Source organism: Alcanivorax nanhaiticus (assembly GCF_000756665.1).
Classification (GTDB): domain Bacteria; phylum Pseudomonadota; class Gammaproteobacteria; order Pseudomonadales; family Alcanivoracaceae; genus Alcanivorax; species Alcanivorax nanhaiticus.
The window spans coordinates 77,655-103,793 of sequence record NZ_ARXV01000008.1 but is presented as its reverse complement, the minus strand read 5'-3'; the positions used below and the strand labels follow the sequence as shown (position 1 = coordinate 103,793).

Genomic DNA, 26,139 nt, shown 5'->3' with positions numbered 1-26,139 from the left:
CGGTGCGGCAACGCGGGGCGGCGATGGTCGAGTTTGCCCTGATATTGCCTGTGCTTATCGTGCTGGTATTCGGTATCACCGAACTGGGTAGAGCCATTTATCAGCAAAACTCGTTGAGTAAATCGGTGGCGTCCGGGGTGCGGTTTCTGGCGCGCTATAACGGCTTGCTGGACCTGGACGATTGTTCTCAAACCGCGGCATGGGGAACAGCAACAGGCTATGCCGCCAATCTGGTGGCGACAGGAAAGGAGAGCGGCGCGGCTGATGCGCTATTACCCGGTCTGGTCGCCGCTGATGTGACCTTTTCTCTGGATCCAGCCAATAGCAACGATGATATCGGCTGTGTTATCCAGGGGCAGGCAACCGTCGCCTTTGTTTCGATTTTTGGTGACAGTGTTGTGCCGCTGCTGAATCTGGGGCCGCTGAATCTCACGGCAACCAGTGAGGAGCGATACCATGGTGAGTAAGCTCCTGCGTCGGCGTAAGCAAGGTGGTGCCACCATGGTGGAAATGGCGATTACCTTGCCGCTGTTTCTTATTCTGGTGTTTGGGATTTTTGAATTCGCTCTGGTGATTTTTTCCTTTACCCGCGCGGTAGAGGCAACCCGTGCCGGAGTGCGCTATGCCATTGTGAATGACTCGGTTACAGACCTTTCCGGGATGGATTGCTCTACCCATGCGCCTGGCGCAGAAGTGACTCCGGTAACTGCGAGTTGTGCAGACGAAGACTGCAGCGCAATGATCACCAGAATGCAGTCGCTTTATCCAGTGCTGGATGGGGATAACGTAAGGGTGGTCTACGAATGTTCATTTACCGGCTTTTCAGATAATCCAAATCCTGTCATGCAGGTGACCATTTCCATTGAGGGGCAGGAGCATTCCTTGATGCTCCCGGGGTTGATGGGGCTGGATTCCACATTGACCTTGCCGTCATTTGCGTCAACTCGGACGTCTGAAGATATGCATACCTATGTGGGGCCTTGAATGAAGGTATTGAGGTGGGAACTATGAAAGCAGATTTTGTTGTTGGCCTGGTTTTCAAGAATGAAATGACCAAGGCTCAGTTTGGTCAGGCCATAACAGGCATGAAAATGGGGTTTGTGGCGGTGCCATTCAGTTCTGCTGCTGAGGTGGCAGAAAAGCTCAAGGCTGCAGGGTGTGGCGCTGTGATCAGCGAGCATGGGGATGATGCGGATGGTGACATTGAGCAATTTCAGGCCTTGTTCTCTGCCCTGAAGGTGCCCATGTATTGCGCGCACCATGAACCCAGTGCGCCAGTGATTCGGCAGTTCATGCGAGCAGGGGCGCACGACGTTTTTACTATTCCGCCTGATGTCAGTGAAATGGAAAAAGATTTTGCTGAACTGAAAAAAATGGCGACGGACGAGCCAGGAGAAAAGAAGGGAAAAATCATTTCCATACTGAACAGCAAGTCGGGTAGTGGTGCCACCACTGTGGCGGTGAATATGGCCTACGATCTGGCCACGGCAGATGATGAATTGAAAGTGGCCTTGATCGACCTGGATATCCAGTTCGGATCCGTTTCCCTGTATCTCGAGTCTAACTGGCAGACGACGGTCATGGAGGCCATGGGGCAGGCTGGACGTCTTGATAGCACCATGTTGCTGACAATGATGAATCGCCATGAGTCAGGTTTATATGCCCTGCCGGCACCGCACAAGATTACCCGTCTGGATCGGGTGACGGCTCAGGATGTGGGGCGACTTTTGGAGGTGGCACGCAGTACCTTTGATGTTGTCATTCTCGATCTTCCCCGAGCCATTAATGAGTGGAGTGAGGAAGTGCTCCGCGCCAGTGATGCGATTTACATGATTATTCAGCGTAGTCTGGCGGTGATTCGTGATGCCAAGCTGCTGACTAACTACTTCCCCTCTGCAGGCATCGCCTCAGAAAAGATCACCGTGGTCGATAACCGCTATCGTTCCAAGCACTCAGCAGTGACGGACAAACAGATTGAGGAAACCCTGAAGATCAAGAAGATGGTCAGGATTTCCAACGATTATGATACTGCCATCAGCGCCCATGATCATGGGGTCCCGCTTAGCAAGCAGTCCAAGAACAGCCGTATTGCCAGGGATATTGAGCAGTTGTCCCAATCGATCCTTGCAGAAATTACCGGTGAAGAGGTTCATCAGCAAAGTGGCCTCTTTGGGCGTTTTATGGGGCGCTGATAGAAAAGGAGTTCAGTTATGTTAACGGAAGGGATGCAGGCAGAAACAATTGATCTCACCAAGGTGCAGAAGAAAGTTCATTCCCTGCTCATGGAGCGACTCGATCTACGGGTCATGGAGCGAATGGAAGAGAAACTGGTTCGGGCACAGATACGAGCCACCTTGCGCGATTTGATTGCGGAAAATGACTTTGTTCTGAATCAAAGTGAACAGAGTAGCGTGATTGAGAATGTGGAAAATGAAATCCTTGGCATGGGGCCGCTTGAGCCTCTGCTCAATGATCCTTCCATCTGCGACATTCTGGTGAACACATACAAGACCTGTTATGTGGAGCGCCATGGCATGCTGGAAAAAGTGCCGATCAATTTCCAGAATGACGATCACTTGCTGAGAATTATTCAGAAGATAGCGGGTGCTGTCGGGCGGCGTGTGGATGAATCCAGCCCAATGGTGGATGCCCGTCTGGCTGATGGGTCACGGGTGAACGCCATTATTCCTCCTCTGGCAGTAGATGGGCCTTTACTGTCGATTCGCAAATTTGCGGTGGATCCGCTCACGGTTCGTGACTTGATGAGCTACCGCTCGCTGACGCCTCCTATTGCCCAGTTTCTGGAAGCCGCAGTAAAGGCGCGAACCAATATTCTTATCTCGGGCGGTACCGGTTCCGGTAAAACCACCTTGCTGAATGTGGTATCCAGCTTTATCCCGCATACGGAGCGTATTCTGACCATCGAAGACTCGGCAGAACTGCAGTTGCAACAGCCCCATGTCGGAAGACTGGAAACTCGCCCGCCGAATATTGAGGGTAAGGGCGCTGTGCTGGCAAGGGATCTGGTGAAGAACGCGTTGCGTATGCGCCCTGACCGTATCGTGCTCGGTGAGGTGCGGGGCGAGGAAGCACTGGACATGCTCCAGGCCATGAATACCGGCCATGACGGCTCGCTGGGTACCATTCATGCCAACTCTCCCCGAGATGCGATTTCCCGGCTTGAACACATGATCGGTATGGCCGGGATCTCCATTTCTCCCAACGTGATTCGCCAGCAGATTGCCGCGGCGCTGGATTTGATCGTTCAGACAGAACGCCTGCCTGATGGCCGCCGTGCGGTGATGAGCATATCCGAAATCACCGGCATGGAGCAGAACGTGGTCAACATGCAGGATATTTTCCAGTTCAAGCGTCAAGGTGTGGACGACAAGGGGCGCGTCAAGGGTACCTTCATCGCGACAGGGATTCGTCCTGCCATGATGCAACGGATCAAGGAAAGGGGGATCGAGCTGGACGAATCCATTTTCGATCCGGATCGGGTTTACGAGTAAGGAGACTCTCATGGTATTTACAGCCAATACCATTGTCATTTCCGTGATTTCCTTTCTCGCGGTGGTGGGGCTTATTGAAGGCCTTTACATGATGTACCGTGCGATGAATGTGGAACGAACGTCGGCGGTGGGAAAGCGCTTACAGTCACTTTCTGCAGCGGGCTTGAGCAATGAAGAGGCACTTTCCTTGCTCAGACAGCGGGAGTTCAGTGGCATCCCGATCATTAACCGGATGTTGATGGCCTTCCCTCGTTCTCACTCTCTTGACAGGGCCCTGGTCCAGTCAGGGGTGGATCTCTCTGTCTCCCGCTATATTCTTGTGCAGATGATGCTGGTCACGATCTTCTTCATTCTGCTGTTGATCCTGGGCGCACTCTGGCTTGTCGCTCTGCCGATTGCCCTGATTCTGGGGCTGTTTCTTCCTTTTGCCTATGTGAAGGGCAAAACGAAGGAGCGCGCCAATGCGATCACTGATCAGCTGCCGGATGCGCTGGATTTTCTGGCAAGAAGTATGCGAGCCGGTAACCCCTTTTCTGCCGCGATCAAGCTGGCATCCAAAGAAATGGGTGAGCCGATTGCACCAGAGTTCGCCGTTACCTTTGATGAGCTTAACTATGGGATGGATCTTGAGGACGCGCTGCGGCATCTGGCTGATCGCTCTGGCAGTGAGGAAATGCGCTACTTCGTGACAGCGGTGGTAATTCAGCGAACCACCGGGGGTAACCTGGCAGAAGTGCTTAATCGTCTGTCTGCGGTCATGCGTGCGCGTGCCAGAACGTTTCGGGAAATTCGTGTTCTGGCAGCTGAGATGAAGTTTTCTGCCAACGTTTTAATGGCATTACCTTTCTTTGTGGCCGGCGCGATTGCCGTTTTGAACCCCGGTTATCTGGATATTCTTTTCACCCACAAACTGGGTTATTTCATTATCGGTGCGCAGATGCTCTTCATGCTGACGGGCTATTTTGTCATCCAGAAGATGATTAACTTCAGGGTTTAGGGAGAGCGGACATGCTGGAAGGAATCAGTTTATCCACCTTGATGATGGGATCGATTTTCCTGTTTGTCGTGCTGATTGCGGTGGCACTTGGTAACTGGCTGTTCGGTGGTGATGCCGCCGTCGAACGTCGTTTGCGCCATATTCAGGAACTTGGGGGAACAGTCGATCGGTCCTCGAAAAAGCCGGAGGCGGACGGTGAGTTTTCCGTCAAGTGGCTTAAGCCGGTGGCCAAGCTCGCCTTGCCTGATGACCAATGGAAGCAATCGCGCATGCGGATTCGCCTGGTGAGAGCTGGTTTCCGCAGTAGCCAGACGCTTACCATTTTCTTTGCCATGAAAGTGGTGTTGGCATTCGTTTTTCCTACGCTTTGCATCGCGGCCATGGTGATCAACCCTCACCTGTTTACCCAGCGCCACTGGGCGATTGCCGCTATCGTCGGTTCAGCTCTGCTGGGCTTCTTTATCCCTAACATGGTATTGCGGCACAAAGAGGAAGAACGGCAGCTTCACCTCTCTGAGGTATTTCCCGATGTCATGGATCTGCTGGTGGTTTGTGTGGAAGCCGGCCTGAGTCTGGATGCGGCGATCAAGAAGGTTGGTGAAGAATTTAAATTCGCGTCACCTGCAATGAGTGATGAACTGATGCTGGTGAATCTGGAAATTCGCGCAGGTAAAAGTCGTATCGATGCTCTGAAGGGGCTTGCGGACAGGACTGCGCTTGAGGAAATGAAATCACTGGTGTCGATTCTGGTGCAGGCGGAACATTTTGGCACCAGTATCGCGGATGCATTACGTGCTCACGCTGACGATATGCGCGATATCCGCATTCAGAATGCCAGGGAAAAAGCTGCCAAGTTGCCTGTCAAAATGGCTTTTCCCATTCTCATGTTTATTTTCCCTGCACTGTTTCTGGTGATCCTCGGGCCGGCAGTGATTCAAATCTACACGGGGTTTATTGGAAGAATGTAATGAAGGAAATGGGGGCGATCATGAAACAACTGGCGTTGATATGGGTGGTGCTTCTGCTATCGGCCTGTGCCGGCAACCCTTCGGTGGAGGATGGCGTCACTGAGCCTCCGTTGAGCGTGGAAGAGCAGTTCCAACAGGCGGAACAGAATCGGGCTCAGGGGAAGTATGGTGAGGCCCTTGGCGGCTATGCGCCACTTACCGAGCGTGATGATGAGTGGGCGCTGCGATCCAAGTTGGCTATCGCTCAAATGATGCTGGATCAGGGGCGTAATCAAGAGGCATTGCGGGCTTTTAACCTGATCCTGGAAGAGGCTCCGGAAGACGTGGGGGCTCTTGAAGGTCGTGGGCTCGCTCGTCTCGCTCTTGGTGACGCGGAAGTGGCGAGCAGTCAGCTTCTTAAGGTCAATCAAGCTGAGCCGGGGCGTTGGCGAACCCTTAACGGATTGGGAGTTGCCGCAGACATGACAGGAGATTTTGCTGCGGCAGCACGTTGGTATGGTGAGGCGCTTCAGGCGGGGGGAGAGCGGCCAATGGTGATCAATAACGCTGGCTATTCATTGATCATGGCGGGTGAATATCGAGAGGCGGAACAGTTGCTTGAACGTGGCACATTGCGCTTCCCGAATGAGTCACGTTTGAATCATAACCTGGCTATCGCTCAGGCTCGCCAAGGGCATTACAACGACGCCATGCGCACCTGGCGCAAGACCATGGACAGGGTGGAGGCGCTGAATAATGCAGGCTATATCGCCAAGTTGAATGGGGATACTGAAAAGGCTCGCACCTTCTTTGATGAGGCGGTGGCCATTTCCACCCGTTACCGGCCCACAGTGGATGCCAATCTGCGATCGCTGGATGGTGGCGCGGTGAGCGCCAAGTAGCGCGTCTTTGCTCCCTAAGAGTCTTGCTGACGGGGAAGTGCAATCCAGCTCAGCACGTTATGTTGTCGCTCTCGCCAGCGAAAGGGGATTTGTGAGCCTTTGGGCCATTCTGGAGACAGGGTGCGCAGCAGGGTCAAGTGGTTCGGGTGACGGCGCTCGGCGTCGTGGAAATAAAAGCGCTTTCCGGTGATCGGAAATAGCGCTTTGAAGAGGCTCTCCTTTGCGGAAAATATCAGGGTGAGCCGGTTTGCCCGCTGCAGCGGAGACATGCCCGACAGTGTGGCCAGTTCATTTTCCGTCAGTAGCTCCCTTTCCAGCCGGCTTGCACGTTCCGTGCTCACCCATTGTTCCGTATCCAGTCCCACGGTGAGCCAGTGCCTGGCATCGGCAACCATGACTTCAGCAACGCCATGGCTATGGGTAATGCTGCCAAGGCTGCCGGCGGGCCATGCCGGTGAGCGGTCTGGAGTGAGTTTGGGGAATCCTTCCTTGCCAAGGTGACGAAGTCCTTCCCGGGCGCACCAGCGGCCAGCCAGATATTCGGCTTTGCGCTTGCTAATGGCCGTTTGCAGGGACGCGGGTAAGGGAATGCCCGCCAGTTGAAAGTGCTCATCGCTGAGTGATTCATGCTGGTACTGGCAGCTGACTCTGATCAGTCCGGGGGAGAGATCCTCACGGTGCAGCCTGGTCAGGGATGGCGGACGAGTCTCGGGGGTCACAGGCATGGACTGGATATCTTTCGGCGAATGCATGAGCCGACTATAGCAAAGGATGTCTGCTCTTGCCCCGTTCGGTGCAGTTGGCGAAAAGGGCAGGTACACTGCCTGTCCTGACTGATGGGGAAGAGGAACACAAGGATGGCTGGAACCAGCTTGCTGGCGTTGATTGATGATATTGCAACCCTGCTGGACGATGTGTCTGTCATGACCAAGGTGGCAGCCAAAAAGACCGCAGGGGTGCTGGGGGATGATCTGGCTCTGAATGCCGAGCAGGTATCCGGGGTGAAGGCGGATCGGGAGTTGCCTGTCGTTTGGGCTGTCGCCAAAGGGTCGGCTGTCAACAAGCTGATACTGGTTCCGGCGGCCTTGCTGATCAGTGCGTTTCTACCCTGGCTGATCACCCCCCTGTTGATGCTGGGCGGCGCTTTTCTGTGTTACGAGGGCTGTGAAAAACTCGCCCATAAATTCTTCCATGGCAACGATGAGGGCGAACACGCCGAAAAACTGAAGGCGGTAGCGGATGCGTCGGTGGATCTGGTGGCGTTCGAGAAGAGTAAAATCAAAGGGGCGATCCGTACGGATTTTATCCTCTCTGCTGAGATCATCGTGATCTCTCTTGGCGCAGTGCAGTCCGCCACCTTTGGTGTTCAGGTTGCTGCTATCTGTGCGATTGCCGTGCTGATGACCATCGGGGTGTATGGCCTGGTCGCTGCTATCGTCAAGCTGGATGACGCGGGCCTGTATCTGGCAAAGACCGATCAACAGGCTTCCGGCTCAAGTCTGAGAATTGCCTTGGGTAAAGGCATTCTGGCCGTGGCCCCCTGGTTGATGAAGTCGTTGTCGGTTGTCGGGACGCTGGCCATGTTCCTGGTCGGCGGAGGCATTCTGGTACATGGCGTTCCCGGTTCGCATGACTGGGTGCATCATCTGCAGGAGATGAGCGGGGCTTTGGCCTTTGCGGTGCCCTTGTTGGTGAATCTGATCGGTGGCGTTATTGCAGGGGCCGCGGTGCTGGCTGGAGTCAGCGTGATTGCCCGGCTGCGAGATAAAAAACAGGCCGCCGATTAAGCGCGGTTGGGGCTGACATCGGTCAGCCCTTTTCCAGAGTCAGACCACTGGCTTTGATTAGCTGGATAGCGTGAATTTTCCTCCCTTCCTTGAGCGCCCTTTCTAAGGCGTTCGCTTCTTCGTGTTTCCCTTGCTTGTGCAGCGTTTCGATAATCTCTTGCCAGGAGTGCAGTTGTGCCTTGTGTCCATCCATCGTTTGATCTCCTTTTATTGTGGGGGAGGTGTTTCTTCCACGGCAGGGAGCTGGCTCCAGCGAGAAGGCGGCACCCCGAACCAGCGGGAAAAGGCTCGTGAAAACGCGCTCAAGTCAGCATAACCCAGCAGGTCGGATAGCTGGGTGACCTGAAGTTGCGAGTCGCGCAGATAACGGAGCGCCATGTTTTGACGGGTGTCATCCAGCACTTTCTGGAACGAGGTGCCTGACTCATTGAGTCGTCGCTGCAGTGTACGGCGACTCATGGCCATACAGTCGGCGACTTGAGTGACGGTGACGCGCCCTTGGGGTAACAGATCGCGAAGCAGGTTGCTGACATAGCCCGGCAACTCCAGATCGGTGAGTCGTTGCAGGGTATCCAGATGTTCGCGGATCACCTGATGCAAGGTCGCGTCGGCTTCACTGAGCGGATACTCCAGCTCCTCGGGATCAAGCAGGATGGCAGTGGTGTCGCTGTTGAACTGGGGTGTGATGCCAAGCAAAGCCCTATATGCCTGCAGTGGGGCTTGCGGGCCGTGCTCTAGCAACATGGGATGAGGATTCCAGTTCTGTCCCATCAAGGTTTTCAGCAGTTTCCTGCCCACACCAAGTGCCAGCTCTGCACCATAGTTGATGCCGGTTTGTGTGGGGTCCAGCACCCGGTAGGCGATTTGAATCTTGTCCCCATAGGGGCCGACTTCCACATGCGCCGCGCCCATGTGCAAATGGAAATACTGGCGTAGTTCAGAGAGTGCTTCGCCCACGGTTCGGGCATTGTTGAGCAGATACAGGATTGGTCCGAACACGGTGACCCCTTGGCGCAACCCCAGCTTCATGCCGAACAGTGGATCGTCCGCGCGCTCTGTGCTGAGTTCCAGCAGAGCCAAAAAACGGCGATATGACACCAAGCCTCGCAGATTCTCGAGAGTGTTTTCCGGCAGGCCAGCCTCTTTCAAAAGCGCCTTGTAAGGCAGACCGTATTCTTCTGCGAGTGTGTCAAAACCGTATAACGCGGAGGCTCTTGCAAAGTCCTGCATACGGTGGGGATCCTCCAGGGAATATTCAGTGTATACCTGGCACAGAATGCTAAATCATTGGCGCACTTTATCAAGTGCTGGTCGCGTGACCGGCGCAACATGGCTGTCCTGATACCAACAACATGTTTTCAAGGGAGAGCTACCATGTCTATGTTGCCGATGCTGGTGAAAGACCACGATGAACTGCTGACACTGAACAACAACGAGATGCCCATCTACAAGGACATCATGGTTCCGGGGCTGGACGTTCAGCCCCAGTATGTGGATGTGAACCGGGGTATCTGGGTACTGCGCGTGATGTTCCACCCTGGCGTGCGTCTACCCATGCATTACCACACCGGCACCGTTCACCTGTGGACCCTGTCCGGCAAGTGGAACTACGTCGAGTACCCGGATCAGCCGCAGACTGCCGGTTGTTACCTGTTCGAGCCGGGCGGCAGCATCCACACCTTCAATGTGCCGGAAGACAACACTGAAGTGACCGACACGCTGATGCTGGTGGAAGGCGCCAACGTGAACTTCGACGAGAACTTCGACGAGAACGGCCAGTACCACAGCATGCTGGATGCCAACTCCATCACCCTGCTGATCGAGCAGTACATTCAGGAAAATGGTCTGGAGCCAGCCTCCTATATCAAACCTTCCATGCCTGACTACGCCAAGAACATCAAAGGCTGATATCCGCTTTTGATGGAGGGGGCTGCCGGGTTTGGCAGCCCGATATTGACGTAGCGGGATGCGAAGATGACAACAACAATGCCGACAGGAGCCAGCGGGCAGACCCCTGAGACTCCCGAATCCGTATTTATCACTGGTGCGGGCGGTTTTATCGGCCGTGCCATCATGGCGCGTTACAAGGCGCTGGGCTGTGACGTGCGCGGCATGGATCTGCAGCCAGATCCTGACGCCAATATCGTCGCTGGTGATATCACCAACCCTTCCGGTTGGGCAGACCACGCCAAAGGCTGTGACTTGTTCATCCACACTGCCGCCATCGTGAGCCTGGCTGCCCAGTGGCCGGCTTATCGGAAGGTCACCGTTGAAGGCACACGCAAGGCAATCGAGGTTGCCATTGCCGGCGGTGCCAAACGCTTTGTGCATTTCTCTTCCATTGCCGCCCTGGGGTATGACTACCCGGATGGCGCTGACGAAACCTGGCCGGTCACTATCGGTAGTGATTACCTCTACGGGGTAGCGAAGGGTGCCAGTGAGCACGTTGCGTTGGCAGCGCATGCTGCAGGCGAAATTGACGTTACGGTTATCCGCCCAGGCGATGTCTACGGGCCTGGTTCCCGCGCCTGGTTGATCGAGCCGCTGAAGATGGCCCGTGCCGGTCAGCTGGTGCTTCCTGACAATGGCCAGGGTGTCTTCACTCCCGTCTATATCGACGACCTTCTTGACGGCATCATGCTTGCCGCGGGTCTCGAAGAAGGACGCGGCCAGGTCTTTATCCTGTGGGGTGGAGAAGCGGTTTCCTGCAAGGAATTTTTCAGCCATCACTGGCGCTGGGCAGGGCGGGAAGGTTCACCCCACAGCCTGCCATTGAAGGCCGCGTTGGCTCTTACCAGGGGTGTCTGGAAACTCAATCAGATGCTCAAGCGTAATGATGAAGTGACCCCGGACACCATGCTGATGTTTTCCCGCAAGGGCGGCTTCTCCATCGAGAAGGCAAAGCGTTTGCTGGGCTATCAGCCGAAGGTGAATTTTTCAGAAGGTATGCATCAGTCAGAGCTGTGGCTGAAAGCCTGTGGTGAACTGGAGAGCGAATAATGAATCACGTAATGATTACAGGTGGTGGCAGCGGCCTTGGCCTTGGCATGGCCTGCCGTTACCTGAAGCGTGGTATGTCTGTGAGTGTGCTGGATCTTGTTGTCAGCAATGCAAACCAGGCCCAGCTGACCCGGGCCGCCAATGAAGGCGGCAGCCATTGGACGTTCTTCGAGATGGACATCACTGATGATGCGGCAGTCAGCCGTGCGGTGGCGGCTGCAGTGCAGAAATTCGACAGCCCGGACCTGGCGGTTAACTCAGCCGGTATTGCCATCAACAAAACCCTGGCCGACATGAAGCCGGCCGAGTTCCGCAAGGTGATCGATATCAACCTGAATGGCAGCCTTCACTTCGCCTCGGCGGTCATGCCGCATCTGGGAAAAGGCGCTCGCCTTGCGTTGGTAGCATCCCTTGCAGGCTTTACCAGCAACTATGGTTACAGTGCTTACGGTGCTTCCAAGTTTGGCGTGGTGGGTCTGGCGACTACCTTGCGTTATGAATATGAACCGCTGGGCATCCATCTCAGCTGTATCTGCCCGCCGGAGGTGCACACCCCGCTGGTGGACAAGGAGCGTCTGGATGGTAACCCGATCGCCCGTGAGCTGAAGAAAACGGCGGGCTGTATGGATCCGGATGATGCCTGTGACCAGATTGTTGCAGGGCTGGATGCTGGCAAGTGGATGATCATCCCCAGCTTCCTGGGCAAGGCCACAGGTTTTGTGGCGCGCCACATGCCGGGTCTGTTCAATGGTTATATCCAGATGATGGTCAGAAAACTGATGAAACGATATCCAGTACAAAGCGCTAGCTGATTCAAGTGCATGGTTGCACTCCTTTGAGCCCCGCATCCCCCCGATGCGGGGCTTTTTTTGGGTTCAGCGCGGGTTAGCGGGAATTCAGGCTGGCCAGACGTCTGAAGTCGGACGTCTGACGCGAAACCCGGCTCGCCAGAAGGGCGATCTGGCGTCTGCAGATCGTGAGTCTGGAGACATAAAAAAGGTTCATCGCGGATTTCCGGGAAATCCTGATCTAATCCCCCCCTTTGCCCTAGCGTCGCTGGCGGTGCGATCCGAGGCCAGGATCAAAAGTATTTTCACCACAGAGGGCACAGGGTTCACTGAGGAAAGACAGGTTTTTTTCTGTGGACCCTGTGTGCTCTGTGGTAAATCAGTCTTTAACGATGTGGGTTATCGCGCCGCCAGCGAGGCTCCATCGGAAGTATCGGAAAGTGCGGGCTGTGCCGCTGGCAAAGACTCCCTGCCGTTCAGTGAACGATTGGTTTGAGGGTGTTGTGGGAGAGGATGCGCGGCAGCGCCTGGCAAGGTCTTTCGCGGCGGAACCGCCGCTCCCACAGGTGCAGCAGATCGCCAAACGCTGAAGTCCACTCGCCGCGGGAGCGGGCGTTTGTTGTGCTCTCCGAGTGCGACAGCGAAAGCCTGTCTGCGTGAATATGAACTGACGGGAGGAAATAGCTGGAACGCAAAAGGTTAATCGCGGGCAACAACGCTGTGGGAGCGTGCTTGCACGCGAAGGGTTTTGCTTCTAACCCTTTCGCCTGCAAGCAGCCTCCCACGGTAACCCTCGCGCATCCCAAGCCAGGATTTGCCAGCACTCCCACTGCATCTCTCCGGGGCGGAAGGGTGTTTGGGGCAGGCGTCTGGCCAGTCTTTATTCCCGCTAATCCGCGATGAAGCATTTTGTTTATCGTGATAGCGATATTCATAACGCCTGCCTCCCCTGCTATTTCATGTGGCGTGAATATCCAGGGTGTCAGGGGGCGATGCTATCTTTTGCATTGCGGGTGCGGATCGTTCGGGAAAACCCGGGTTGATCCGGGGGGATGCTGTCGCTGATACGAGCGGCGAGACGCGTTGCGGTAAGATCGTCCCGGGTATTGATCAGGCCATGTTCGAACAGCACCTCATCTGAGAAGCCCGGCAACAGGATGCGGTAATCCAGCCAGTGATGAAGGTCATTGTAGCGTCCTGACTCGGCTAGCAAGCCTGTAAGGCAGTTGTCGGTGAGGGTGTTGTAGAAGTCCGGGGTGTGGCCAAGATTGTCAGCCCGTCGCAGGAAGTTAAGCAGCAGGGCGCGTCCTTGCAAAGCGGAACCGTTGAGCCGGTAGAGGTATACCGGGTTCTTGCGAATAAAAGAGCGTACCCCGACCACATCCTCTTCGGTGGCTAGCACCACAAATTTGGTATACCCACGAAAGGCGCCAGCCAGAGGATCATAGTGGCTTTGATCCTCGCGCAAGCGGGCCTCGATGGAAACCGCCAGGAATTGCCCATCGGCAAACTCAAATGAGGCAAAGGCGTGGGCGAGACCGTCGGGGCCAAAGTGGGCAAGGCCAAACCAGACGTTCTTCAGTGTTGAAAGTTTGTAGGTGCTCTCCCGGTAGCGAGTTTCTGCCACTTCACCAAGGGCATCGTAACGAAAGTCTCGCAAGTTATTGATGTAAAGGTTGTCCCCACTGATTCGAATTTCCGGAAGAACCTGGTAGGCCGGTTTCCAGTCGGCATCTTGCTGCGGTACCCGGGTGCTGAACCAGAGGATATAACCGATCAACAGAGCAGCCACTAAAAACAAGGCAGCTTTGCGTTTGCTAAGGCGCGCAGGCATGAGGGCTCCCGTTAGCGGAATACATGGCCGAAATAAATATTGAAAGAGTAATGATCACCTTCGGTATAACCGACAGACACATAGCCTGGGCCAAGCGGGGTGTGTGTGCCGAGAAACAGGCTGCCGCCGGACAGTAGCGAGCTGGTGTCCACATCATCACGGTCCAGCCAGACGTTACCGGTTTCATAGGAGGCTCCGGCATAGACCTGCACGGAGGAAGGGAGAATCAGGTTGTGCCTTAATGGTCGTGTTACCACCAATCTGCCAAGCGCACTATGGTTCCCCCAGATACTGTCTGGCGGCAGACCGGACAAGCGCAGAAAGCCACCCAGAGGCTCGATCGCTTCCGAGCCTGGCTCTTCATCGGAAATCGCGGCATAGGCCTCTGCTACCACTGAGAAGCCCGCCAGCGTGGTGGCCCATCCCAGCTCTGTTAGCTGCCGGTCGTACTCCAGATCGGCACCAAAGTCCGGGTCATGGTGCTGATATTCCAGAGCTGCCTTGATCCCCTTTGAAGGGAAGGCGAGATTATCGTAGGTGTCCCAGCTTAGCCGGGTGAAGGCGTAGCGGTCTTGATAGCTCTCGATGTCGAATGGAACCCCCACTTGGGTCTCTACATCGCCGCCGGTTGCCTGTACACCAAATCGTAGTTCTCCCTTCTGCCTGAACAGTGCTGCACCGGCGTCGATTCCTCCATAGACCTCGGTCCTCCGGAAAGTCGCAAAAGCGGGATCATCAATATCGTTGTTCAGATAAAGATCGATGGAGTCGGCCCGATACCCGGCAACCGGTTCCACGAAGAAAATGAGTTTGTGATCGACAGGTTGAAAGAAGCGGGCTTCCAGCATGGGGCGAGAGCCAAGGTTGGCGAGTATGGCCGCGGTGCCCCCATAGCTGTTTAACCCGGCAATGCGCAGCGAGCCAAACAGGCCAAAGGTACCATTGCCTTTCATGTCATCTGAGAACTGCAGTCCCAATTGGGCGAAGGTATTGCTGGTGTCTCGTTCCTCTGCCTCGATATAGAGCAGGTTCTTGCCTCCCACGTTTTTTAGCTGATAGCGAATGCTGTCGTGATAATCCAGTGCGTAAATATGGGAGATGTCGTCACGGATGGTTGCTCGATCCAGAGGCTCGCCAGGCTGTTGCCGGATCATGGCGCGAATGACCTTGTCGCTCACCACACCGCCATTACTTATGACGATCTCATCAATCACCGGACTGGTGTCCAGCGGTGCAATCAGCTTGGCGGGTGGCTCGTCAGAGAGGGGCTGTTGCCGTGCGGGCGCTGGCCCCAGTACCTGTATGGCGGCAGCATAGCCGGCATCAATCGCTTGCTTTGCTTTACTGAAATCACTGCTGGAGATACCCTCCAGATTCGGTTTGATGACGATGTCCTGCTCTTGGAGTCGTGACAGGCTTTGATCGCTGTTGTTGCGCACCAGCAACGCACTTAATTGTGCCAGCACCAACCCGATGGAGGTGATGTCCTCTTTCTCCCAGCGAGGGCTGCCCACATCGACCACCACAAGCCGATCCAGTTGCTGATCCTTCAGGGCGTCAATGGGGACATTGTTGGCAATGCCGCCATCCACCAGCAGCTTGTCATCAATAATGGTAGGTTCAAGCAGGCCCGGGATAGACATGCTGGCTCTCACGGCGGAACTGAGCCGGCCGCTTTTAAGTACGACTTGCTCCCCTGTTACCAGATCCGCTGCCACGGCCCGATAGGGCACTGCGAGCTGATCAAAGTCGGTAATGTCTCGAGCGGGAGAAAAAATCTCGTCCAGAATCAGGGTCAGGTGTTGTCCTTGCAGAGCGGCACGGGGCAGGGCAATACCCTTGCGGTTGATGCGCAGGCGATAGTCCACCGGCGCGCCGGCATCCATCTGCCGGTAGGCAAACAGGGAATGGGATCGAGGGGAATTGTCCGAAAAGGCTTCCTTCCAGTTCATTTCTGTGGCGATCTGTTCGATCTGCTCAACGGAATAACCGGTCGCGTAAAGGCCGCCTACGATGGAGCCCATGCTGGTGCCTGCCACCGCTGTGGGGTGGATGCCGTGTTCATCCAGCGCCTTGAGCACGCCAATGTGGGCCAACCCTCTGGCTCCCCCCCCGGATAACACCAGTCCCGTTCGTTCATCCGCGGCTACTGTAGCAGGCACCAAGCTATACCACAGCGCCAGAGTCCCCAGTGTCCGGCCGATCCATTTCTTGTTCACGGTATCGGATTCCCTTCAGTTGATCCGCCCAGCCTGGAATCATCATAGCGGCGCAGGTGTGGAGATGCGATGTTCAGATTCGCGTATTCGACAGGCAGATGCCGGGAACCTCTGTTGCCTTATGAGGCGGAGCCTGCTCGTGCGATTTGCCCCTGAGGCCAGATTCCTTTGGGGGGGCATGATAGTTTCGGGCAACTGGATTAGTATGCGGCCGGGGAAGAAATAAATCGGGATGCACGCCACCGTATTGATAAGGGTGTTCTGCCGTTGAAGTGATATCGCTTCTTGCGGCCATCCTGGACGCTGCTATTCAGCTAGACGACTCTCGGACAGTATTATGACAACAACACTGCGCTACAGCTTGGTATGCCTGATCGCCCTGATGGCGAGCGGCTGCGGGGGTGGCTCCTCTTCATCCAGTGACGGCGCCGTGACTCAAGCCACGAGCAGTGCGCCAAGCCAAGCCTGGTTTTATGACGCTGACGGCGCGGAAGTGGCGCGTATGCAGTTTCATTACCCTGACGAACTCACGATCAACGTCCAGCTGCACTCTGTCGGGCCAGACATGGTCTGGGATACAGAGGATGATGCCTCGCATCCCTATCTTCAGTGTCAGTACATGTCGGCGCCGACCCCGTTATTGCGCTATCCAGATCTGTTTTTTCATGGCATGGCTGGCTCGCCTACGGGAGCGACCGGGCTGGCTGTTTTAGGTCTTTCGTATAACGGGCCGATGAAGTGCCCGGTGCGTAGCGGCCGACGGCTGCAGCAAGAGTCCGGTCACGTAACCGGCCTGTTCATTCCTGCCTTTGACTTCAGTTACAGCTACCTCATCAATGCCGAACTTGAGCATTTTGGTGGGACTGCAACGGAGGTGCTCAACTACGAATTTGATGGGCTGGACACGACTGTTGCTGAGATATTGGCGTTAACGGAATTTACCACCACGAATATCGACCTCGAGACGGTGGATGAGCCGGATCTGCCTATCATTGTCGACCACACGCAGACCAATACTGTCATCTTCGATGCCGAGCAGCGCCCCTTGAGTATTGATCTCGCTGCCGATAGTTCCTGGACGGCGGTGCTCGATGAATACTGCTTGGATGCTCATCCCATCGCCGTCTCAATCAAGCTTCTGAGATGGTGCTCTTCCGCCTATCAAACTCGGTCCTACCGCTATCTGGATGATAGTGTCGAAGAGGACACTCAACGCTACAACGGCTCAACGTCTGCCGACTTATATACCAACACGGCCACTCGCCTGGCCGACCGCGTGATCGTCCATCCCGGCACCGCCGATGCCGGCCCTGAATCGGGGTGGTACTACGATTCTTATTTCTTCAATGCGTCAGAACAAGTGACGGCGATGGTGCGAAGTTCCTACGGTGACGACGGGGTTTGGGGCACGGAAGACGATGAGCAGCGAGATCACGAGACTTATCACTATGATCACAACGGCAGGCTATCCGAAGTAGGAAGCTTCGGGGGGGTATTGCTGAAGTACGGTTACTACAACGATGGAAAATTAAAGCAGGTTGACGAAGTGGGTGGTCAGTCCGAGGTTCCCTCCAGGCGCACTCTGATCTCTTATCGTCAGGGTGTGCCTGCGAAGATCACCGTGCAGAGGCGTGAAGACGATGGGAATGATGGCTATGTGCTGCAGACGCGTATTGTGATGGAATTTGCGCCCAGCGAGGAAGAATGGGCCGAGCTGTTTTCACCCGTCCCTCTTATCCCTGAGTACTTGATGCCGCCCAGTATTGATGACCTGATGCACTTCCAGCCGATGAGATGATCAGAGGAGTGTAAGCGGCTCAGATGGGGCCGCTTTCATTTCTATAGGGCGGCTGTGCCTGTCAGAAATAAGGTGTGCAGTAACTTTGGCAGGCGGCGTGCGGTAAGTCACCAATTGCAGGCAACTTGTGCTCCATTTCGCACTAAGAAAAATATGAGAGAAAATGGTGGGCCCACCAGGACTTGAACCTGGGACCAATCGATTATGAGTCGACTGCTCTAACCAACTGAGCTATAGGCCCGGAGAAAACAGAGTGGCAATAAAATGCCGGCCGCCGATTATTCGGGGGCCGGCAATTTTTTTCAAGCCTTAAAGGTCGCCGTCCAGGAAGCTGCGCAGGTGTTCGCTGCGGCTCGGGTGACGCAGTTTGCGCAGTGCCTTGGCTTCGATCTGACGGATACGCTCACGGGTCACGTCGAACTGCTTGCCCACTTCCTCTAGGGTGTGGTCAGTGTTCATGTCGATACCGAAACGCATGCGCAGTACCTTGGCTTCACGGGCGGTGAGGTTGGCCAGGACTTCGCGGGTGGCTTCTTCCAGGCCCAGCGAGGTAGCGGAGTCCACCGGGGATTCCATGTTGCCGTCTTCGATAAAGTCGCCGAGGCTGGAATCTTCATCGTCACCGATGGGGGTTTCCATGGAGATCGGCTCTTTGGCGATCTTCAGTACCTTGCGGACTTTGTCTTCCGGCATTTCCAGGCGCACGCCCAGTTCTTCCGGGGTCGGCTCACGGCCCATTTCCTGCAGCATCTGGCGCTGTACCCGGTTGATCTTGTTGATGGTCTCGATCATGTGTACCGGAATACGGATGGTGCGCGCCTGATCCGCAATGGAGCGGGTAATGGCCTGACGAATCCACCATGTCGCGTAGGTGGAGAACTTGTAACCACGACGGTATTCGAACTTGTCCACGGCTTTCATCAGGCCGATGTTGCCTTCCTGAATCAGGTCGAGGAACTGCAGGCCGCGGTTGGTGTATTTCTTGGCGATGGAGATAACCAGACGCAGGTTGGCTTCCACCATTTCTTTCTTGGCACGACGAGCCTTGGCTTCACCAATGGAAATGCGACGGTTGATTTCCTTGATGTCGGCTACCGGCAAACCAATGATGTCTTCGATGGTAGAGATCTTGCGCTGGGCGCGCTGGATGTCTTCTTTGACAACACTCAGTTTGTCGGCAATCGCCTTGCCTTTCTTGGTTTTCAGTTGATTGTCGACCCAGCCCATGTCGGTTTCATTGCCGGGGAACAGCTTGATGAAATCCTTGCGGTCCATGCCGCCACGACGGATGGCAGAGGACATAATCTGACGCTCGAATTTGCGCACCAGATCCAGGTTATTGCGAGCGCCAACCAGCATCTCGTCATAGATGCGCGGTACCAGCTTGAACAGGGTGAAGTGCTCGGCAAGAGCTTCCAGTGCCTTGGCAGTGCTGGCGTGGTCACGACCGTTGCGCTTCAGTGCGCGCTCGGCTTTTTCGTGCAGCGTTTTCAGGTGGTTGAAACGCTCGGCTGCCAGTACTGGATCCAGGCCGCCTTCATCTTCATCGGAGTCGTCATCGGAGTCGCTGTCTTTGTCGTCAGCGTCGTCTTCGTCTTCGTCCTTTTCTTCCTTCTTGGCTTTTTCCGCGAAGGTGGGTTCCTTGTTGGCGTTGGTGGCCGCAGCCCCATCGTCATTGGGATCCAGGTAACCGGCGATGATGTCGGTGAGTTTACGCTCTTCGTTTTCCACGCGAGCGTATTCGTCGATCAGCATGTCGACGGCGCCGGGCCAGAAGGCCAGGGCATGCATCACTTCACGGGTGCCTTCCTCGATACGCTTGGCGATTTCGATTTCGCCTTCACGGGTCAGCAGTTCCACGGTGCCCATTTCACGCATGTACATGCGCACAGGGTCAGTGGTGCGGCCCGGCTCGCTTTCTACTGAGGCGAGTACCGCGGCAGCTTCTTCGGCAGCGACTTCGTCGGTGCTGTCCGCGCTTTCGTCGATCATCAACTGATCGGCATCGGCGGCCTTCTCGACCACGGTGATGCCCATGTCGTTGATCATCTGAATGATGTCTTCAACCTGGTCGGTGTCGGTAATGGACTCCGGCAGGTGGTCGTTAACTTCGGCGTAGGTCAGGTAGCCCTGTTCCTTGCCAAGTGCGATCAACTGCTTCAGCTGGGATTGCTGCTGCTGCTTTTGAGTCGTCATGCAATAAAGCCCGTCGTCGTGATGATGCCGTGGGGAAACGGCGGATTATACTCGGACATGGGGCTTTCGGCCAGTAATTGCAAGGGGTGGAGGCAGTTGGCGGTGAGGGGAGGATGGTTGGCCGCCAACTGGAAAAACAATGAGTTACGCTGTTTTGCTAGTCGAAGGGCTTGCGGGCGTGTTGGCGGGCTTCGGCCAGGGCCTTGTGCAGCGCCTGCCAGTGGGCCACGTCGGGGATGCCGGCCTGCTCCACTTCCATCAGGGCGGCTTCCAGGCGCGCGACTTCCAGTTGGGAAAGCGCATCCTGCCACAGCCGGGTTGCCATCGCTTCTGCCATAGGCGGCTTCAGGCTGGCCTTGAGTAGCTGAGAGAAGCTTTCGCCTTGTTCGTGGGCCATGAGTGCGCCCATCAGGGCGGCGGGGTGCTGGTGCTTTTTGCACTCCCCTGCCACACGAATCAGCAGGTCTATGTGCGGTACCGGCAACCGCTCCACGCCATCGGGCAGGGGGAGGTTTTCTGCCAGTGAGGGATAGTCCAGTAACACCAGAACCAGACGTTCCGCCATGGTCAGTGGACCCTTGCGGCGGCCATTTTCCCGTCGGGAGGGTGAGGGCATGTCCTGGCTGACAGGAATGTCGTCACCGGGATAATAATTATCGTCGGGCAGCGGGGCGTCATCCCAGTCCGGGGGAGGAGGCATATCACCGCTATCGAAACCGTGATCAGGATATGACGTCTGCTGGTTGGTGCGGGCTGGCTGTGGTGTTGCCGCAGGTGCCGGTTTAACCGGTTTTAGCTGGATCAATGACTCCTTGTCGAGCCGCGTCAGTTGAGCCAGCTCTTCGGTCAGCAGGGCGCGATAGACCGGTCCGGCCGGCTTGTCCAGGTAGGGGAGTGCGAGCCGGGCCAGGCGGGCACGGCCGTCCACGGTGTTCAGATCCAGGCCTTCCGAGAGATGGCGGAACAGGTAGGTGGACAGTGCGTCGGCCTTGTCGGTCATGGCGCGCAGGGCCTCCGGGCCCTGGGTGCGAACCAGGGTGTCCGGGTCTTCGCCGTCAGGTAGAAACAGGAATCGCACCTGCTTGCCGTCATCCAGGGCTGGCAGCAGGGACTCCAGCGCGCGCCAGGCCGCTCGCACCCCGGCTTTGTCACCATCAAAACAGAGGATGACTTCGTCTACCTGGCGGAACAGCTTGCGGGCATGATCCTCGGTGGTGGCGGTGCCGAGAGTCGCGACCACGTTGGGTACGCCGTATTGATGCAGGGCGATCACATCCATGTAGCCTTCCACTACGTAGAGGCGGTCACTGCGGTCACGGCTCTGACGCCACTCCCACAATCCGTAGAGTTCCTCTCCCTTGTGGAATACCGGGGTTTCCGGGCTGTTCAGGTATTTGGGTTTGCCGTCACCCAGCACTCGGCCACCAAAACCGATGGTGCGGCCTCGGGTATCGCGAATGGGGAAGATAATGCGATCGCGGAATTTGTCGTAGACCCGCCCGGTGTCGTCACGGCGAACCAGCAAGCCGGCGGTGAGTGCCTGTTCCAGGCCGGCTTCGGTGAGCGACAGGCCGTTGATCAGGTTGTCGAAGCCTGGAGGGGCAAAGCCAAGAGCGAAGCGTTTGGCGATTTCGCCACTGAGGCCCCGATTTTTCAGATAGCCCACCGCCTTCTGTTTTTCCGGTGCCTGGCGCAGCTGTTGAGCATAGAAATGCTCGGCACGACTGAGCAAATCGTACAGGGATTGCAGGCGATCCTTGCGCTGGCGGTCGGCGGCCGTTTCCGGGCGGCTTTCCGGTACTTCCATGCCGGCGCGGCTGGCCAGTTGCTTGACCGCCTCCGGGAAATTCATGTGCTCGTATTCCATCAGGAAGCCCACCGCGTTGCCTTTGGCGCCACAGCCGAAGCAGTAGTAGAACTGCTTGTCCGGGGCGACAGTGAAGGACGGGGTCTTTTCCTGGTGGAAAGGGCAGCAGGCGCTGTAGTTGCGGCCGGTCTTTTTCAGCGGCACACGGGCATCAATCAGCTCCACCAGATCGGTGCGGGCCAACAGGTCCTGTATGAAATTATCCGGTATGCGCGCCATGGGAATGATTGTGCCAGAAGGGCGGTTATCTAAACAGAAAGCGGAGCCGAAAGGCAGTGAATAGTTAACAGTGAACAGTTAACAGCGAAAACCCAGGATAGAAGCGGGGCCGTGGGAGGGTTAGCTGTTCAGCTTGGCGCGGACTTTGCCACTGGCGGCGCCCATGTCGGCACGGCCTTGCAGTTGCGGCTTGAGGATACCCATGACCTTGCCCATGTCCTGCATGCCTGAAGCACCAGTACTGGAAACGGCATCGTCGATCAGAGCGTCGATTTCCGCATCGGTCAGTGGTTCGGGGAGAAATTCCTGGAGCACGGCGATTTCCGCTTCCTCGACTTCGGCCAGGTCGGCACGGTCGGCATCGCGGTATTGGGTCGCAGAGTCCTTGCGCTGTTTGATCAGCTTGTCGAGCAGGGCCAGTACACGTTCGTCATCGGGCTCGATGCGTTCGTCCACTTCAATCTGCTTGATCGCTGCCAGCGCCATACGAAAAACGCCAAGACGTGCTTTATCTTTTGCACGCATGGCGTCTTTCATGGCTGCAGTGAGCTGCTCTTTGAGCGCACTCATCAGACGTCTCTACTCAGCGGTGCTTAGTAAAGGCGCTTGCGAGCGAGTTGCTCACGCTGCAGTTTTTTAAGGTGACGCTTGACGGCTGCGGCACGCTTGCGCTTACGCTCTTGAGTGGGCTTCTCGTACTGTTCGCGACGACGCACTTCAGACAGGATGCCCGCTTTTTCACAGCCACGCTTGAAACGGCGCAGGGCCACATCAAACGGTTCGCCTTCTTTCACCTTCACCTGAGGCATGAAGAATCACCTTCCTAGAAATTTGAGTTTATGGGTTCGCCGCGGGCTCAGGTGTCCCATTTGCAGCGAGGGCGCGATTTTACCTAAGTGGCCAGGAAATGCAAATCAGCCTGTCGGGGGGTATTATGGCGCCCCACGTTCCACAGGCAGGCCAGGGGCCGGAGAGAAGCACCATCATGCGGGTATTGGGTATCGAATCAAGCTGTGATGAGACCGGTGTCGCCATCTATGACACCGAGCAGGGGCTACTGGGCCAGGCCTTGTTCAGCCAGGTGGACATGCACGCCAAATATGGTGGCGTGGTGCCGGAATTGGCGAGTCGGGACCATGTTCAGCGGGTGTTACCGCTGGTCAGCCAGGTGTTGGAGGCGTCAGGCACTTCCCCTGAACAGCTGGACGGGGTTGCCTATACGGCAGGCCCTGGTCTGGCGGGAGCCTTGCTGGTGGGGGCGGGGGTGGCTCGTTCCCTGGCGTTTGGTTGGGGAATGCCGGCGGTGGAAGTGCATCACATGGAGGGACACTTGCTGGCCCCTTTGCTGGAAGAGCACGCACCGCAGTTCCCGTTTGTGGCCTTGCTGGTCAGCGGTGGTCACACTCTGCTGCTGGATGCCCGCAGCCTGGGTGATTACGCCATTCTGGGCGAATCCGTGGATGATGCAGCGGGCGAAGCCTTCGACAAGGCTGCCAAGATGATGGGGCTGGGTTATCCCGGCGGTCCGCGCATTGCTGCGCTGGCCGAAAAGGGCACGCCTGGGCGCTTCCGTTTTCCGCGCCCAATGACCGACCGGCCCGGGCTGGACATGAGCTTTTCCGGCCTGAAAACCTTTACCCTGAATACCATCAACGATCTGGGCGGCAAGGAAGCCCTTGCCGAGCAAGACCGGGCCGATATTGCCCTGGCCTTCGAGGACGCCGCTGTGGACACCCTGATCATCAAGTGTCGCCGCGCCATGGAGCAAACGGGCTACAAGCAGTTGGTGATGGCCGGCGGGGTGAGCGCCAACCGTTCCCTGCGTGCCCGGCTGGGTGAGCAGATGAAAAAACGCGGGGTGGAGCTGTTCTACCCGGCGCCGCAATACTGCACCGATAACGGCGTCATGATTGCCTTTGCCGGGGCGCTGCGTCTGCAGGCGGGGGAGTCTGCCGAGCTTCCGATCAAGGTGCGCCCAAGATGGCCGCTGACGGAGCTGGCGGGCCTGTAAGGCTCCGCACCCACGACGGAGCACCGTCGCTGCTGGAGCCTGCCTGCAGGCAATCCGGGCCAGGGCGAGGGGGAAACTGTTTCGAGTTGCGAGAAGCGAGTTTCGAAAGGCAAAACCGGCTGCATGGACTGAAGTTTGGATTTGATCTTCGAAACTCGCTTCTCGAAACTCGTCACTGATCTTTCTTTTTAAACCCCAGTTCTTCCCCGCGCAGGATTTTCTGCAGATTGCTGCGATGGCGCAGGATCATCACGATCGACATCACCAGAATCGGCCAGAATGCCGGATTCAGCCAGGCGAAGATGCAGGCAGGAGCGACCACAAAGGCGCTGAGTGAGGCGATGGAGGAGATCCGGTTGAGGGCGAAGACGGCCAGCCAGGTGCCGCCTGCGACCAAGCCGCTGGGCCAGTGCAGGGCGAATAGCAGCCCAAAAGCGGTGGCCACCCCCTTGCCCCCCTGAAAATGGAAAAATACCGGATAGAGGTGGCCAAGAAAGGCGCAGGTGCCGACCAGGGCAGCCACCAGTGGCCCCATGTTCAGATAGTTGGCGATCAGTACCGGGATTACCCCTTTCAACACATCGCCGAGCAACGTCAGGGCAGCGGCGGGTTTGCCGCCAATACGCAGCACATTGGTGGCACCGGGGTTGTTGGAGCCCTCGGTGCGAGGGTCGGGGTAGCCGAACAGTCGGCACACCAGAATGGCGCTGGAGATGGAGCCCATCAGGTAACCGGCCACACATAATGGCAGCAACCAATACCACACGTCCTGTAATGTCCCTGCTTCCACCGGCTATAATCTCCCTTCACATCGCTGGGCTGCGATAATGCGGCCTTATTGTACACATGGCGACGTTGTTGCCTGCGCTGCAAGCGTAACATCTGATTACCGGCAATGGGATCATGTCCATTGCGACATTTTTCAGGCTGCCGACGCCGAGAGGGCGAGTATGGACATCGTTTATATCAATGATTTGAAAGTGGATACGGTTATCGGCATTTTCGATTGGGAGCGCCGTATCCGGCAGACAGTCAGTCTGGATCTGGAGATGGCGGCGGATATCCGTAAAGGTGCAGCGACGGACCACATTGATGAGGCGCTGGACTACAAGGCCATCGGCAAGCGGGTGATCGCCTTTATCGAGGGCAGCGAATTTCAGCTGGTGGAAACCCTGGCGGAAAAAGTCGCGCAGCTGGTGTTGAGTGAGTTCGATGTTCCCTGGCTGAAGCTTCGCCTCAGCAAGCCCGGTGCCCTGCGGGGGGCCCGCGACGTGGGTGTGATTATCGAGCGGGGTGAGCGTCCCAATGGATAGCAGCGACACACAGGTCTATCTCAGTCTCGGTTCCAATATCGACCGGGAGCACAATATCCGTTCCGGCCTCAATGTGCTGGAAGCGGTGTTTGGCGAGCTGGAGATCAGCCCGGTGTATGAGAGTGAAGCCGTGGGTTTTGATGGTGATGCCTTCTATAACCTGGTAGTAGGGATTCGCACTGCCATGTCGGTGGCGGAATTGACCTCCTGCCTGAAAGGCATGGAGAAGGATCATGGCCGGGTGCGCGGCGAGAAAAAATTTGCCAGCCGTACCCTGGATATCGACATTCTCACCTACGGGGATTGTGTTGGCACCATTGATGGTGTGCAGCTACCCCGCGATGAAATTCTCAAGCACGCTTTCGTACTCAAGCCATTAGTGGATCTGGCTCCGCAAGGGGTTCACCCGGAAACCGGTGAGCGTTACCAGCAGATTCTGGAACAGTCGAACTTCGATGCGCAGAAGTTGTGGGTGGTGGAGTTTCCGCGATAATCAGCTACGAGCTACGCTTGATTCGATAGAAAGCCCAGGAAAAATTCCCAGGTTTTTTGGAGAACGGCAAAGCCCTACAGATCGTTAAGTTCGGCGGTTTGGGAACCTGATAAGCCGCTGTAGAAGCGGTCGTTCGACCGCGATCGGGGTCTTGGCGAGGAAATGAGTTTCGAGTTGCGAGAAGCGAGTTTCGAAGGGCAAAACCTCAAATCTTGTGCCTGGTTGTGTTTTTTGATTTTCGAAACTCGTGACTCGA

Annotated in this window: 25 protein-coding genes and 1 tRNA gene; 15 read left to right on the top strand and 11 right to left on the bottom strand. The window is 56.3% G+C overall.

Annotation, left to right across the window (positions count from 1 at the left end; all coding sequences use genetic code 11):
• Positions 1-23 precede the first annotated feature (23 nt).
• The 7 genes from Y5S_RS19175 to Y5S_RS19170 are packed head-to-tail and all read left to right on the top strand — an operon-like array spanning position 24 to position 6,358.
• Positions 24-467 (top strand): TadE/TadG family type IV pilus assembly protein, encoded by a 444-nt coding sequence (locus tag Y5S_RS19175; RefSeq protein WP_052041553.1) that lies wholly within the window; start codon positions 24-26, stop codon positions 465-467.
• The gene (locus Y5S_RS11430) at positions 457-984 is read left to right on the top strand and encodes a TadE/TadG family type IV pilus assembly protein (RefSeq protein WP_035233082.1); all 528 of its coding nucleotides are present in this window, start codon (positions 457-459) and stop codon (positions 982-984) included. Before Y5S_RS19175 ends, Y5S_RS11430 begins: the two co-directional genes overlap by 11 nt.
• Positions 985-1,007: 23 nt before the next feature.
• On the top strand, positions 1,008-2,192 hold the full coding sequence (locus tag Y5S_RS11425; protein WP_035233080.1) for an AAA family ATPase: 1,185 nt from the start codon (positions 1,008-1,010) through the stop codon (positions 2,190-2,192).
• A gap of 18 nt (positions 2,193-2,210) precedes the next feature.
• On the top strand, positions 2,211-3,512 hold the full coding sequence (locus Y5S_RS11420; protein ID WP_052041552.1) for a CpaF family protein: 1,302 nt from the start codon (positions 2,211-2,213) through the stop codon (positions 3,510-3,512).
• A 10-nt stretch (positions 3,513-3,522) separates the two neighbouring features.
• On the top strand, positions 3,523-4,509 hold the full coding sequence (locus Y5S_RS11415; RefSeq protein ID WP_052041551.1) for a type II secretion system F family protein: 987 nt from the start codon (positions 3,523-3,525) through the stop codon (positions 4,507-4,509).
• A gap of 11 nt (positions 4,510-4,520) precedes the next feature.
• The gene (locus Y5S_RS11410) at positions 4,521-5,477 is read left to right on the top strand and encodes a type II secretion system F family protein (RefSeq protein ID WP_035233078.1); all 957 of its coding nucleotides are present in this window, start codon (positions 4,521-4,523) and stop codon (positions 5,475-5,477) included.
• Entirely contained in the window at positions 5,477-6,358 is an 882-nt protein-coding gene (locus Y5S_RS19170) for a tetratricopeptide repeat protein (protein WP_052041550.1), read from the top strand. The genes Y5S_RS11410 and Y5S_RS19170 overlap by 1 nt, the downstream gene beginning before the upstream one ends.
• 14 nt (positions 6,359-6,372) lie before the next feature.
• On the opposite strand, the gene Y5S_RS11400 is transcribed toward Y5S_RS19170, so the two are convergent.
• The gene (locus Y5S_RS11400; RefSeq protein ID WP_231552672.1) at positions 6,373-7,083 is read right to left on the bottom strand and encodes a 4'-phosphopantetheinyl transferase family protein; all 711 of its coding nucleotides are present in this window, start codon (positions 7,081-7,083) and stop codon (positions 6,373-6,375) included.
• Between the two features lie 132 nt (positions 7,084-7,215).
• Here Y5S_RS11400 and Y5S_RS11395 point away from each other — a divergent pair, with 132 nt between their 5' ends.
• Positions 7,216-8,145, top strand: a complete 930-nt coding sequence (locus Y5S_RS11395; RefSeq protein WP_035233075.1) for a DUF808 domain-containing protein — start codon at positions 7,216-7,218, stop codon at positions 8,143-8,145.
• Positions 8,146-8,167: 22 nt separating this feature from the next.
• On the opposite strand, the gene Y5S_RS19720 is transcribed toward Y5S_RS11395, so the two are convergent.
• A complete protein-coding gene (locus tag Y5S_RS19720; protein ID WP_156107733.1) occupies positions 8,168-8,338 on the bottom strand; it encodes a hypothetical protein in 171 nt (56 codons plus the stop codon).
• Between the two features lie 14 nt (positions 8,339-8,352).
• Positions 8,353-9,375, bottom strand: a complete 1,023-nt coding sequence (locus Y5S_RS11390) for an AraC family transcriptional regulator (RefSeq protein WP_035233074.1) — start codon at positions 9,373-9,375, stop codon at positions 8,353-8,355.
• Positions 9,376-9,519: 144 nt separating this feature from the next.
• Between Y5S_RS11390 and Y5S_RS11385 the strand changes: the two genes are divergently transcribed.
• From Y5S_RS11385 to Y5S_RS11375, 3 genes are all read left to right on the top strand, one after another.
• Positions 9,520-10,053: a 2,4'-dihydroxyacetophenone dioxygenase family protein gene (locus Y5S_RS11385; protein ID WP_197055138.1), complete on the top strand. Its 534-nt coding sequence runs from the start codon at positions 9,520-9,522 to the stop codon at positions 10,051-10,053.
• A 66-nt stretch (positions 10,054-10,119) separates the two neighbouring features.
• Positions 10,120-11,145: an NAD-dependent epimerase/dehydratase family protein gene (locus tag Y5S_RS11380; RefSeq protein ID WP_081939740.1), complete on the top strand. Its 1,026-nt coding sequence runs from the start codon at positions 10,120-10,122 to the stop codon at positions 11,143-11,145.
• On the top strand, positions 11,145-11,957 hold the full coding sequence (locus Y5S_RS11375) for an SDR family NAD(P)-dependent oxidoreductase (RefSeq protein ID WP_052041548.1): 813 nt from the start codon (positions 11,145-11,147) through the stop codon (positions 11,955-11,957). The genes Y5S_RS11380 and Y5S_RS11375 overlap by 1 nt, the downstream gene beginning before the upstream one ends.
• Before the next feature lie 958 nt (positions 11,958-12,915).
• Here Y5S_RS11375 and Y5S_RS11370 read toward each other — a convergent pair.
• Both Y5S_RS11370 and Y5S_RS11365 read right to left on the bottom strand, forming a co-directional pair.
• A complete protein-coding gene (locus Y5S_RS11370) occupies positions 12,916-13,767 on the bottom strand; it encodes a lipoprotein N-acyltransferase Lnb domain-containing protein (RefSeq protein WP_035233072.1) in 852 nt (283 codons plus the stop codon).
• A gap of 11 nt (positions 13,768-13,778) precedes the next feature.
• Positions 13,779-15,986 (bottom strand): patatin-like phospholipase family protein, encoded by a 2,208-nt coding sequence (locus tag Y5S_RS11365; RefSeq protein WP_081939739.1) that lies wholly within the window; start codon positions 15,984-15,986, stop codon positions 13,779-13,781.
• 337 nt (positions 15,987-16,323) lie between these two features.
• On the opposite strand from Y5S_RS11365, the gene Y5S_RS11360 reads away from it, so the two are divergent.
• The gene (locus Y5S_RS11360; protein WP_035233067.1) at positions 16,324-17,784 is read left to right on the top strand and encodes an RHS repeat domain-containing protein; all 1,461 of its coding nucleotides are present in this window, start codon (positions 16,324-16,326) and stop codon (positions 17,782-17,784) included.
• 164 nt (positions 17,785-17,948) lie between these two features.
• Here Y5S_RS11360 and Y5S_RS11355 read toward each other — a convergent pair.
• From Y5S_RS11355 to rpsU, 5 genes are all read right to left on the bottom strand, one after another.
• Positions 17,949-18,025, bottom strand: a tRNA-Ile gene (locus tag Y5S_RS11355).
• Positions 18,026-18,093: 68 nt separating this feature from the next.
• Entirely contained in the window at positions 18,094-19,980 is a 1,887-nt protein-coding gene (rpoD, locus tag Y5S_RS11350) for an RNA polymerase sigma factor RpoD (RefSeq protein ID WP_035233065.1), read from the bottom strand.
• Between the two features lie 157 nt (positions 19,981-20,137).
• Positions 20,138-22,066: a DNA primase gene (dnaG, locus tag Y5S_RS11345; protein WP_035233064.1), complete on the bottom strand. Its 1,929-nt coding sequence runs from the start codon at positions 22,064-22,066 to the stop codon at positions 20,138-20,140.
• A gap of 120 nt (positions 22,067-22,186) precedes the next feature.
• On the bottom strand, positions 22,187-22,636 hold the full coding sequence (locus Y5S_RS11340) for a GatB/YqeY domain-containing protein (protein WP_035233063.1): 450 nt from the start codon (positions 22,634-22,636) through the stop codon (positions 22,187-22,189).
• A 23-nt stretch (positions 22,637-22,659) separates the two neighbouring features.
• A complete protein-coding gene (rpsU, locus tag Y5S_RS11335; protein ID WP_007148705.1) occupies positions 22,660-22,875 on the bottom strand; it encodes a 30S ribosomal protein S21 in 216 nt (71 codons plus the stop codon).
• Positions 22,876-23,051: 176 nt separating this feature from the next.
• Here rpsU and tsaD point away from each other — a divergent pair, with 176 nt between their 5' ends.
• Positions 23,052-24,077: a tRNA (adenosine(37)-N6)-threonylcarbamoyltransferase complex transferase subunit TsaD gene (gene tsaD, locus Y5S_RS11330; protein ID WP_035233185.1), complete on the top strand. Its 1,026-nt coding sequence runs from the start codon at positions 23,052-23,054 to the stop codon at positions 24,075-24,077.
• Between the two features lie 172 nt (positions 24,078-24,249).
• Here the strand turns inward: tsaD and plsY are convergent, their stop codons facing one another.
• Positions 24,250-24,867, bottom strand: a complete 618-nt coding sequence (gene plsY, locus Y5S_RS11325) for a glycerol-3-phosphate 1-O-acyltransferase PlsY (protein WP_081939738.1) — start codon at positions 24,865-24,867, stop codon at positions 24,250-24,252.
• A 160-nt stretch (positions 24,868-25,027) separates the two neighbouring features.
• Here plsY and folB point away from each other — a divergent pair, with 160 nt between their 5' ends.
• Together folB and folK are read left to right on the top strand one after the other, a co-directional pair.
• A complete protein-coding gene (gene folB / locus Y5S_RS11320) occupies positions 25,028-25,390 on the top strand; it encodes a dihydroneopterin aldolase (RefSeq protein WP_035233062.1) in 363 nt (120 codons plus the stop codon).
• A complete protein-coding gene (gene folK, locus Y5S_RS11315; RefSeq protein WP_035233061.1) occupies positions 25,383-25,883 on the top strand; it encodes a 2-amino-4-hydroxy-6-hydroxymethyldihydropteridine diphosphokinase in 501 nt (166 codons plus the stop codon). Before folB ends, folK begins: the two co-directional genes overlap by 8 nt.
• Positions 25,884-26,139: the final 256 nt, after the last annotated feature.

What these genes read in the sequence shown, in the direction of transcription:
- tsaD (WP_035233185.1), top strand. Translation starts at nt 23,052, where the DNA reads ATGCGGGTATTGGGTATCGAATCAAGCTGTGATGAGACCGGTGTCGCC.
- Y5S_RS11360 (WP_035233067.1), top strand. Translation starts at nt 16,324, where the DNA reads ATGACAACAACACTGCGCTACAGCTTGGTATGCCTGATCGCCCTGATG.
- rpsU (WP_007148705.1), bottom strand. Translation starts at nt 22,875, where the DNA reads ATGCCTCAGGTGAAGGTGAAAGAAGGCGAACCGTTTGATGTGGCCCTG.
- Y5S_RS11375 (WP_052041548.1), top strand. Translation starts at nt 11,145, where the DNA reads ATGAATCACGTAATGATTACAGGTGGTGGCAGCGGCCTTGGCCTTGGC.
- Y5S_RS11395 (WP_035233075.1), top strand. Translation starts at nt 7,216, where the DNA reads ATGGCTGGAACCAGCTTGCTGGCGTTGATTGATGATATTGCAACCCTG.
- Y5S_RS11400 (WP_231552672.1), bottom strand. Translation starts at nt 7,083, where the DNA reads ATGCCTGTGACCCCCGAGACTCGTCCGCCATCCCTGACCAGGCTGCAC.
- Y5S_RS11425 (WP_035233080.1), top strand. Translation starts at nt 1,008, where the DNA reads ATGAAAGCAGATTTTGTTGTTGGCCTGGTTTTCAAGAATGAAATGACC.
- Y5S_RS11420 (WP_052041552.1), top strand. Translation starts at nt 2,211, where the DNA reads ATGTTAACGGAAGGGATGCAGGCAGAAACAATTGATCTCACCAAGGTG.
- folB (WP_035233062.1), top strand. Translation starts at nt 25,028, where the DNA reads ATGGACATCGTTTATATCAATGATTTGAAAGTGGATACGGTTATCGGC.
- folK (WP_035233061.1), top strand. Translation starts at nt 25,383, where the DNA reads ATGGATAGCAGCGACACACAGGTCTATCTCAGTCTCGGTTCCAATATC.
- Y5S_RS11415 (WP_052041551.1), top strand. Translation starts at nt 3,523, where the DNA reads ATGGTATTTACAGCCAATACCATTGTCATTTCCGTGATTTCCTTTCTC.
- Y5S_RS11340 (WP_035233063.1), bottom strand. Translation starts at nt 22,636, where the DNA reads ATGAGTGCGCTCAAAGAGCAGCTCACTGCAGCCATGAAAGACGCCATG.
- Y5S_RS19170 (WP_052041550.1), top strand. Translation starts at nt 5,477, where the DNA reads ATGAAGGAAATGGGGGCGATCATGAAACAACTGGCGTTGATATGGGTG.
- dnaG (WP_035233064.1), bottom strand. Translation starts at nt 22,066, where the DNA reads ATGGCGCGCATACCGGATAATTTCATACAGGACCTGTTGGCCCGCACC.
- Y5S_RS19175 (WP_052041553.1), top strand. Translation starts at nt 24, where the DNA reads ATGGTCGAGTTTGCCCTGATATTGCCTGTGCTTATCGTGCTGGTATTC.
- rpoD (WP_035233065.1), bottom strand. Translation starts at nt 19,980, where the DNA reads ATGACGACTCAAAAGCAGCAGCAGCAATCCCAGCTGAAGCAGTTGATC.
- Y5S_RS11390 (WP_035233074.1), bottom strand. Translation starts at nt 9,375, where the DNA reads ATGCAGGACTTTGCAAGAGCCTCCGCGTTATACGGTTTTGACACACTC.
- Y5S_RS11370 (WP_035233072.1), bottom strand. Translation starts at nt 13,767, where the DNA reads ATGCCTGCGCGCCTTAGCAAACGCAAAGCTGCCTTGTTTTTAGTGGCT.
- Y5S_RS11385 (WP_197055138.1), top strand. Translation starts at nt 9,520, where the DNA reads ATGTCTATGTTGCCGATGCTGGTGAAAGACCACGATGAACTGCTGACA.
- Y5S_RS11380 (WP_081939740.1), top strand. Translation starts at nt 10,120, where the DNA reads ATGACAACAACAATGCCGACAGGAGCCAGCGGGCAGACCCCTGAGACT.
- Y5S_RS11430 (WP_035233082.1), top strand. Translation starts at nt 457, where the DNA reads ATGGTGAGTAAGCTCCTGCGTCGGCGTAAGCAAGGTGGTGCCACCATG.
- Y5S_RS19720 (WP_156107733.1), bottom strand. Translation starts at nt 8,338, where the DNA reads ATGGATGGACACAAGGCACAACTGCACTCCTGGCAAGAGATTATCGAA.
- Y5S_RS11410 (WP_035233078.1), top strand. Translation starts at nt 4,521, where the DNA reads ATGCTGGAAGGAATCAGTTTATCCACCTTGATGATGGGATCGATTTTC.